Here is a 7,918-nt window from a genome sequence, read left to right on the forward strand (position 1 = left end):
TATCGGTACGTACCCGCACAAGATTTTCAGATTTTTCCCAACTCCCCTTCCACAACTTTTAAAGAACGTTTCGCCCCCGCGGACAGCCATAAAGATAGTTTTTTTCTTTCAGTTGAAAAGATTTTCAGTTGAAAAAAAAGAAGGTGTGCGCGGACTTGCTTTTTGCCGGATGAAGTTGTCGTCACACCAAGTGTCATTTCGGGGACGAATCCCGAACCCGCTTATTTCTTGATGTGGTAACGCACTCCCCGGCCCGCCCCCGTTTTCAGTAAAATACCTTCGTTTACCAGATAAGCCAGGTCTTTCTTGATCGTGTTCCGGGAGTAATTTTCCATACTGTTCTCTATCCCGCTGATCTGTGCGGTTTCCTCCGCCTTTACATAGGCCACAATCCGCCGCTGCCTTTCGTTCAAAACAATTTTCAGCCTGCTGTAGGTATCGTATTTGGTCTCCAGGCGTTTGGTCAGTTCCACAAGGCTTTCCAGGAAAAACAGCACCCACCCGCCGATGCGCTCCTCCTCGCTGTAGCGGTTTTTCTGCCCGTCCATCAAGGCCCTGTAGTAGGCTTCCTTTTTGCTTTCCACCACGTGTTCGAAGGAAACGTACTGGACAAAACCGTATCCCAGCTTCAGCAGCAGCAGGGTGGTCACAAGCCTGGACAGGCGGCCGTTGCCGTCCTGGTACGGGTGGATGGAAAGGAACTCGTAAACAAAGGCGGACACGGTCAGTAAGGGGTGCAGGTCCTGCTCCCTAAGGCGTCCGTCTGTCCAGAAAAGCAGGGCTTCCATTTCACTGGCTGTCAGGTGCGGTTCCGTGGTCCTGAAAATGGTTCTTTGCGTTCCGTCCGGATAGTTGGCCACCACCTGGTTGGACAGGTTCTTGAACCGGCCCTTGTGGGTCTGGTCTTTCCCGCTGTGCTTCAACAGAATACCGTGCAGCTGGTGGATGTAGTTTTGGGTAAGGGGGATTTCCCCGTGGTTTTCCAAAATGATCTCAAGGGCTTCATAATAGCCCACCACCTCCTGCTCCTCCCGCTTTTCCAGCTTGCTGATCTTTACCGACCGCAACAGCTTTTCCACTTCTTCATCCGTCAGCGTCGCCCCTTCGATCCGGGTGGACGATCCGGTGCTTTCAATGGTGGCGATCTTGCGCAGTTCCTTCAGGTAACCGCTTTTGGTCTGTTCCAGCACCTTCCACGAACCTTTGAACGTATCTATCACGCCCAAAAGCCGGTTGATCTTCCGGTGCACGGGACTTTCAAAGTCCAGTTTTTGATCCATTTTTTTGGATATATCCATTTTGTATCCATTTTTACCCAATTACAAATGTAAGGGGGTTGGCTTGGTTTATTCAACTTAATTCCCATAAAACTTCATTCACCCCAGCGGATGGTGTCTCTGTATCTGCCGTTTCAGTTCCTCAACCTGTGTCTGTCTGTATTTCTCCGTGGCGGACGGGTATTTGTGCCCTGCGAACACCTGGACGATCCTCAGGTCGTTCCCCGCCTTCAAAAGGTTGGTGATTACGCTTTGCCTTATGGTCAGGCAGTTGACCTTCCTCGGGGCGTAAAGTCCCTTGAAGCTCCTCTTTACATGCTTGGTGATGTCTTCCGCGGTTACCCGGTTCTGACGGCTTCCGATCAGCAGCCCGTCACTTTCATTGTCCTTTAGGAGTTTCGGCCTGGCCCGGTTGAGGTACTCGTGAAAAAGCATGATCTGTTTGGGTTTCAGCTGTAATTCCCGGCTGTTGGTTTTGCTCGTCCCCCTGATGTATACCGTTCCCCTGTCCAGGTCCACGTCGGTGGTTTTCAGGTTCTCCAGTTCGGACGGCAAAAGCCCCTGGTAAACCAAAAGGCCCACCAGTACCCGGTTCCGGTACGCCAGTAAGGTGTACCGCTCTTTCCGGTCCAGCAGCTTTTCCAGTTCTTCCGTTGTAAATAAATCCTGTAATTGGATGTCCCTTGGTTGTTTGTCCCGTAACCTGATCGACTTTGCGGGGTTGTCCCCGCGTTCTCCGGATGCGTGCAGCCAATCGTAATACACCTTGATGCCGCAAAGAATCCGGTTGAGTGTGGCCGGGTTGCCGTAGCGTTTGCGCAAAGCCCCAATATAGTTCGTGATGTCCCCGTGAAGGGCCTTGGGTGCCTGTGGGCAGTTCAGCAGGTAGGCTTGTATTTCCCGCCCGTAGGATGCCGCCGTTTTCGGGGTGTAGTGTTCCCGCAGGTATTGCTCAAGTGTCATAATTGATTTTTAAAGGATTTCGCAAACCGCAGGCGGTTTCCGGTAAAGTCATAGTTTCCCGATCTGGTTTTGGTTCACCTTCACGTATATCTGGGTGGCCTCCAAATGCCTGTGGCCCAAAAAGTCCCGGACATGTTCCACCGTCAGGCCGTTTTCCAGCAGGTGCGTGGCGACCGAGTGCCGCAGGTAGTGAAGACTGACCTCCCGCCCGATGTCCGTCCTGGCCGCGATCTCCTTGAGCCTGCGGTTGTAGCTGTCCCCGCCCATCCGGGTTCCGGCCCTGTTCAGCATAAAGGCTTCCTGATCATTGGTCTTCGGCTGTGGGCGCTCCATGCCTGGCGGCAGGCGGGCTTCCAGGTAGTAGGCTTCCAGTTCTTCGCTTACTTTTACCGTCATGGGCACGGCCCTGCGTTTTGCCCCCTTGCCTTCCCGCACGTAAAGGATCTGTTGCCTAAAATGGATGTCCCTTGTATTCAGCCTTACGGCTTCCGTTCTCCTGAGTCCGCAACTGTAAAACAGGTGCAGCAGGGCGGTTTCTTGGGGGGTCTCGCAGGCATGGAACAGGGCTTTGAGCTCGCTTTGTGTGAACGGTTCCCTGCGGTTGGGCACGGGGCTTTTGAACTTCATCGTGCTGATGGGGTTGGCGGCAATCTGCCCGGTTTGTTCCAGCCAGCCAAAAAAGACTCTCAGGGCGTAGATATGGTGGTTGATGTACTGTTCGCTCAGTGCCCCTTCCCTCCGCTTGTGCGGTCTTTGCCGCAGCCATCCGTAAAAAGCCCTGATCTGTTCCTGGCTGACTCCTTTGATGTCGGTTATATTGTTGTGATCCAGAAAGGATTTTACGCAGTCCGGGAGCATTCGAACACTGCTTTTGCCGTAACCCAACTGCTGCAGGTAGCTTCTAAATTCCCTGATTGTATGGTCATGGGTAAGTGTCATAACGCTATATTTTCTAAAGGGGCTTGCACAACTTTACCGGAAACCGGAAGCCAGGACGCACGGTGTCCTTTTTATTCCGTTTACTGCCTGTTTTCAAGGGTTCCCTGATTTCGTACCGGTACTTCCGGCTTCCGGTCTGGCGTCCGGCCGATACCGGAAGCCAACCCGTCTTCTTTGTTTTTGACCACTTCCAGTTGTTCTGTCAGGTGGGATTTTATCCTGGCCCTCAGTGCGGTGTAGTCGTCCCAGTGGCTGATCCTGTATTTATAGCCCCGGTTTGCAAAACCATACTGCCGGATGTATTCCAGTTCTATCAGCCTGTTTAAATAAACCTGCAACTGGCTTTTCTTCAGCCCACTGGCCTGCATCGCGTCAAAACGGTTGAACTCGTAATCTTTGCCCTTCTTTTCAATAAAGGCTTTCAGGGATTCGTAAAACTGCCTGAGCGGCCCGTCCAACTCGTCCACTTTCAGCACGATGCTCTCGAACATGATCTCTATGGCCGTGGCGATGTCCCCGGCGGTGGCTGCCAGTCTTCCCTGCCCGTCCTTCTTCCGCCGGTACTGGTTCACCACGGCAATGATCTTGATAAAACCCTGGAACAGTTCGTTCAGTCTCCGGATCTTGTGGGCTTCCCTGGGCAGGGTGATCTTTCCGGCAAAGGGGTTGACCACTTCATAAGGCTTTAGGATGCGTGCCAGGTTCTGTAAAAACCGCTTTGTTTCCTGCTCTTTTTTCCGGTCGATGATACCGGCCGCTTTTTGGTTCTGGTACTCAATAATCCGCTGTGTCTGTTCCGGGCTCTCGTCCACGGCTATCAAAAACACCCGGCTCATGTTGTCTTCGTATACCTCGCCTTTGGTAGTGCAGGAGAGGCTGGCCACCGGGCCCCTGACTATCCGCTGCCCTTCGCTGATCTGGCCGTTTTCGTTCTTGACCGACACGGCGCTGCGGAGCTCCCCGCCGCTGATCAGCTCCCGGGCCGAGTATTCGGCTTCCTCGGAGAGGCCGTCCATGTCCTCCAGGCAGAGCAGGTGGTTCACAAAGTAGGTTTCCGGGAAGTTGTACAGGGCCTTGTCGCTGATCCGGGTAAAGCGGTCCACGCTTTCGGCCGGCATGCAGTCGCTGACCTGCCGCATCAGCCTTGTCTTTCCGCTCCCGGTGGATCCCTGTATCAGGGCGTGAAGGGTTTCCGGAAGTTTGTGGCTGAAGGCGATCAAAAACAAAAAAATGCGGTTGTGGTCTTCCCCTACTATGCCTGTCTTTCCGAGCAGTCCGCCTATCCGCCCGATGAGATTCGGCTGTCTGGCAAACGCCTCGACCTCCTGCCGTTCCTTGGCCGTCAGTGGTATGGGCTGCGGGCTATCCCTTTTCTCAGTGGCGGCGTTCAATAAAGTTTCCCGGTATTCATCCAGTAAATCCGTCAGGCGGTAAATGTCCTCTTCCAAAACGCCTTTTCCAAGGTTCAGCTTTTCGCCCACCTCCCCGCACAGGCGCTCTACCTGTTTGTCCTCATACAGGTCGGCCTTGTTGCGGCTCTTGCGCCCGGTCTCCGGGTGTTCCACCTGCAAAGTCACTTTCATACTGTCCGGTGTCCTGCCAATACCGCCCAGGATGGCGTAATGGGCTGTCTTTGCGGTATAGGTGAGTCTGTGGGGGTTGCGGGTGTCCAGTCCGGCCCCTCCCACTGCGGGAACTTCTCCGGCCTGCTGATCAGGGAGGGGGTAAGCTTCTTGGGCCCCTGGAGACCGGGACGGGCTCCGCTCTTTTTCTCTTTCAACTGAACTGTTTTCAGGTGAAAATGGAACATCCCGATTATTTCGGGGAAGAAAGGTCCGTTCCTCCAGCAAATGGGTGAATATGCCCGGTTCATGCGACTGCAGCAGACTGTTCACGTCTTCCCCGTCCGGGACGTTTACCGTGCTTAATGCCAGTTCCGGATTCAGGACCCTGAGGGTTCCGGCGTGTTTGGTTACCGCCTTCCTGCCCGGTTCATCCCCGTTGAGGAAAAATATGATCTCATCGAGTTTGGCCAGGGCTTTGATAGCTTCGGTGTGTTCTCCGGTTAGCCCGTTGGTTCCGTACAGTGCCAGGATCCCGTACTCTTTGGCAATGAACTCCTGTTGTAAAAGGCTGGCAGCGTCTATGACGCTTTCGGTCAGTATCAGCTTTTGGATTTCAGGATTGGGATATCCCGGGTAAAGCCCCGACCTGTCCTTTAGGTAAAAGTGCCGTTGGTCCTTATTGTCGGTGGTACTGCGGAAGTACAGGCCGCCAATCTGCCCGGAACGGTTCCGCAGGGCGAAGCAGATACAGCCTTTGGCGAAGGGTTTGTACGCCTGGCCGCCCGTGCGGGTGTTGCTGCCGGACGGTGAGAGCAGGCCGGCTTTCACGCAAGCTTCTATCAGCGCCTCCTCCTTCCGGCTGCCGTGGTGGAACTGCCCGGTGTTGTAGCCTATTTCCAGCCTGGTGAAGTCCAGTGACCTGCTTTCGATGTACTCCCGCGCAGGCGGGCTGTTGTGCACCGCGTTCCTGTAGTAGGTGAACATTTTGGTAAGTACCGCCGTCCTTGTCAGCAGCTCAGCCGGGGAAGCAGTGCCGTCTATGAGTTCTTTGGCTTTCAGTATCGCGTCTCTTTTGGCGCAGTTCTCCTTGTGCATAATGAAGTCGATCACGTCCAGGCTTTTCCCGTGCGTCGGGCAGTTGCCGGAGAAGCAATAACAGGTGTGGGTCTTGTAGTACACCTGCAGGGACGGGGTCTTGTCCGGATGGAACGGACAGTTTAGCCTCAGTTGCTTGTCGGGTTTCAGCCCGTAGTGGGCAAGCACCTCTTTGAGCGTGAGCCGCTCCTTGATTTCCTGTATCTCCATGGTGAAAAAAAGGTGTTACAATTTTTTTACACCCTAAAACTACAAAAAGAAACTTATTTGTTACATATATTTTACACTTAATTTTTACATATTGAGGTTTACATCCTTTTTTGTAACTTCACGGTGTCATTTAAAGTATCTCACAGTATGGATATCGCAGAGCGGATAAAAAAGATCAGGAAGGAAAAAGGGCTTTCCCAACAGGAGGTGGCCGACAGGCTCTCCATGAACAGGGTGCAGTACAACCGCATAGAAACAGGCAAAAGTGACCCCACGATGAACATTCTGCAGCGGATTGCCGCCGTTCTGGAGACCGACGTGGTCGGTTTTTTTGAAGCCGGCAGAGAAAGGGGTGGCACGGAGGTAAACAGCGTGAACGAACCCCTTCTGCAAAAAGTCCGGCTGCTCGAAGAACTGGACGAAACGCAGAAGAACTCCATCTGCAACATGATCGACACCGCGATTGCCAACAAACGCCTCAGGGAGGCGCTGAACAACGCAATGAACATAGCCGTCTAAAAAAAACGCAATATGAAAGTAATAGTCGAAATCCCCGATGAACAGGCTGCTTTCGGGATGAGGGTCCTAAAAAGCCTTTCCTTCGTGAAAAAGGCAAAACCCATGTCCGCCGCCGCCGCCGGGCTTTGGGACGACCTCAGGGAGGCGGCCGGGCAGGTACGCCTGCACAAGCAGGGGAAGATCAAACTGAAAACCGCCCGGGAGCTTTTGGATGAGCTATAGCATTCTCCCCACCCACCGTTTTGAGAAAGAGCTCAAGCGGCTGGCCAAAAAATTCCCCTCGCTGAAAACTGAATTTGCGGCACTGATAGCCGACATTTCGGAAAACCCCGAAGCAGGAACATTTATAGGCAACAGCTGCTACAAAATCCGCCTCGCCGTTGCTTCAAAAGGCAAGGGCAAAAGAGGCGGGGCAAGGGTAATTACCTATCTGTACATTGAAACCGAAACGGTTTATCTCCTTACCGTTTACGACAAGGGCGAAAAAGCCGGCCTAAAACCCAACGAACTCAAAGAGATGATCGAAAGCTTGGAATTGGATGTTTAAAGCAACACAAAAGCCACCTTTCGGTGGCTTTGATATTATAATAACTTCAAAATAGGTTCTTTTAAAAAAATAGTGATATACCTATTATCAACAGTATTGACAAGCATTTCTAAAACATCGTCTTCACTGTATTTCATATACAATATCAAACTAAAAATGCCAACGCTTTTAGTTAAATCGTAAAGTTTTGTATCATCTCCTATCCTACTTTTCGCTTCTTTCCAATTTTCTATAGACCAAACACAGGATTTTTCTATATACTTATCTTCTATCAAGTCAAAGTACCCTTTGAAATAAATTTCAATTTTATTATTATCTAAATCGCAACAAAACTTACTTACGGGTTCGTCATCAAACGAATAAGCTAATTTGTTTTTCATAATCATTAGTTATCGGATTGGAATATGAGCCGCGGGACTCTTATAATGAACAGGACTCAAAAAAGTATCATAACTATTTCCTCCGTACTCCAAGTGCATATGGTTGAAGGGTGTGCCTGATTGAGGCGGGTCTAATCTAATTCTCATTCCGCCTCTCTCAAAAACGCTTACAGGTGAGCTTGTAGGACTCATTCTTTTAAACCCAACAGATTCAATATTTTGGGTTAATTCGGCTCTTTCTAAGTTCCCTGCATTTTGAAGCCATTGTTTAACGCCTGTACGACCTTCCCCTAACGAAGTACTCGCCTTAGCAGCATTCTCTACAGCACCGGATCCAACCGAACTGGACCTGAGAATGGCTGACGAGTTTCTCGCGAAGGAACCCGCTATGCCTGACGCCAAACTTGATTCCAGCCCCCCCAT

9 protein-coding genes are annotated in these 7,918 nt (G+C 51.7%); 3 read left to right on the forward strand and 6 right to left on the reverse strand.

Going from position 1 to position 7,918, the window contains the following annotated elements; translation table 11 throughout:
* Positions 1 to 221: 221 nt before the first annotated feature.
* From FQ608_RS26865 to FQ608_RS26880, 4 genes are all read right to left on the reverse strand, one after another.
* Positions 222 to 1,298, reverse strand: coding sequence for a Fic family protein (locus FQ608_RS26865; protein WP_158861606.1), 1,077 nt, complete (start codon positions 1,296 to 1,298; stop codon positions 222 to 224).
* A gap of 78 nt (positions 1,299 to 1,376) precedes the next feature.
* A complete protein-coding gene (locus FQ608_RS26870) occupies positions 1,377 to 2,240 on the reverse strand; it encodes a tyrosine-type recombinase/integrase (protein WP_158861607.1) in 864 nt (287 codons plus the stop codon).
* Positions 2,241 to 2,288: 48 nt separating this feature from the next.
* Entirely contained in the window at positions 2,289 to 3,179 is an 891-nt protein-coding gene (locus FQ608_RS26875; RefSeq protein ID WP_158861608.1) for a tyrosine-type recombinase/integrase, read from the reverse strand.
* A gap of 80 nt (positions 3,180 to 3,259) precedes the next feature.
* Entirely contained in the window at positions 3,260 to 6,049 is a 2,790-nt protein-coding gene (locus tag FQ608_RS26880) for a CHC2 zinc finger domain-containing protein (RefSeq protein WP_158861609.1), read from the reverse strand.
* Between the two features lie 147 nt (positions 6,050 to 6,196).
* Between FQ608_RS26880 and FQ608_RS26885 the strand changes: the two genes are divergently transcribed.
* From FQ608_RS26885 to FQ608_RS26895, 3 genes are read left to right on the forward strand one after another with little or no spacing between them, the layout of a single operon-like run.
* Positions 6,197 to 6,568 carry a helix-turn-helix domain-containing protein gene (locus FQ608_RS26885; RefSeq protein WP_158861610.1) on the forward strand — a complete coding sequence of 124 codons (372 nt, stop codon included), beginning with the start codon at positions 6,197 to 6,199 and terminating at the stop codon, positions 6,566 to 6,568.
* Positions 6,569 to 6,580: 12 nt separating this feature from the next.
* Positions 6,581 to 6,790, forward strand: a complete 210-nt coding sequence (locus FQ608_RS26890) for a hypothetical protein (RefSeq protein WP_158861611.1) — start codon at positions 6,581 to 6,583, stop codon at positions 6,788 to 6,790.
* Positions 6,780 to 7,115 carry a type II toxin-antitoxin system RelE family toxin gene (locus FQ608_RS26895; RefSeq protein WP_158861612.1) on the forward strand — a complete coding sequence of 112 codons (336 nt, stop codon included), beginning with the start codon at positions 6,780 to 6,782 and terminating at the stop codon, positions 7,113 to 7,115. The genes FQ608_RS26890 and FQ608_RS26895 overlap by 11 nt, the downstream gene beginning before the upstream one ends.
* 35 nt (positions 7,116 to 7,150) lie before the next feature.
* On the opposite strand, the gene FQ608_RS26900 is transcribed toward FQ608_RS26895, so the two are convergent.
* Positions 7,151 to 7,495, reverse strand: coding sequence for a hypothetical protein (locus tag FQ608_RS26900; protein ID WP_158861613.1), 345 nt, complete (start codon positions 7,493 to 7,495; stop codon positions 7,151 to 7,153).
* Positions 7,496 to 7,504: 9 nt separating this feature from the next.
* The coding region (locus FQ608_RS26905; protein ID WP_199856488.1) for a hypothetical protein at positions 7,505 to 7,918 on the reverse strand (414 nt) is incomplete at its 5' end.

It is taken from the genome of Lunatibacter salilacus (assembly GCF_009797935.1).
Taxonomy (GTDB): Bacteria; Bacteroidota; Bacteroidia; order Cytophagales; family Cyclobacteriaceae; genus Lunatibacter; species Lunatibacter salilacus.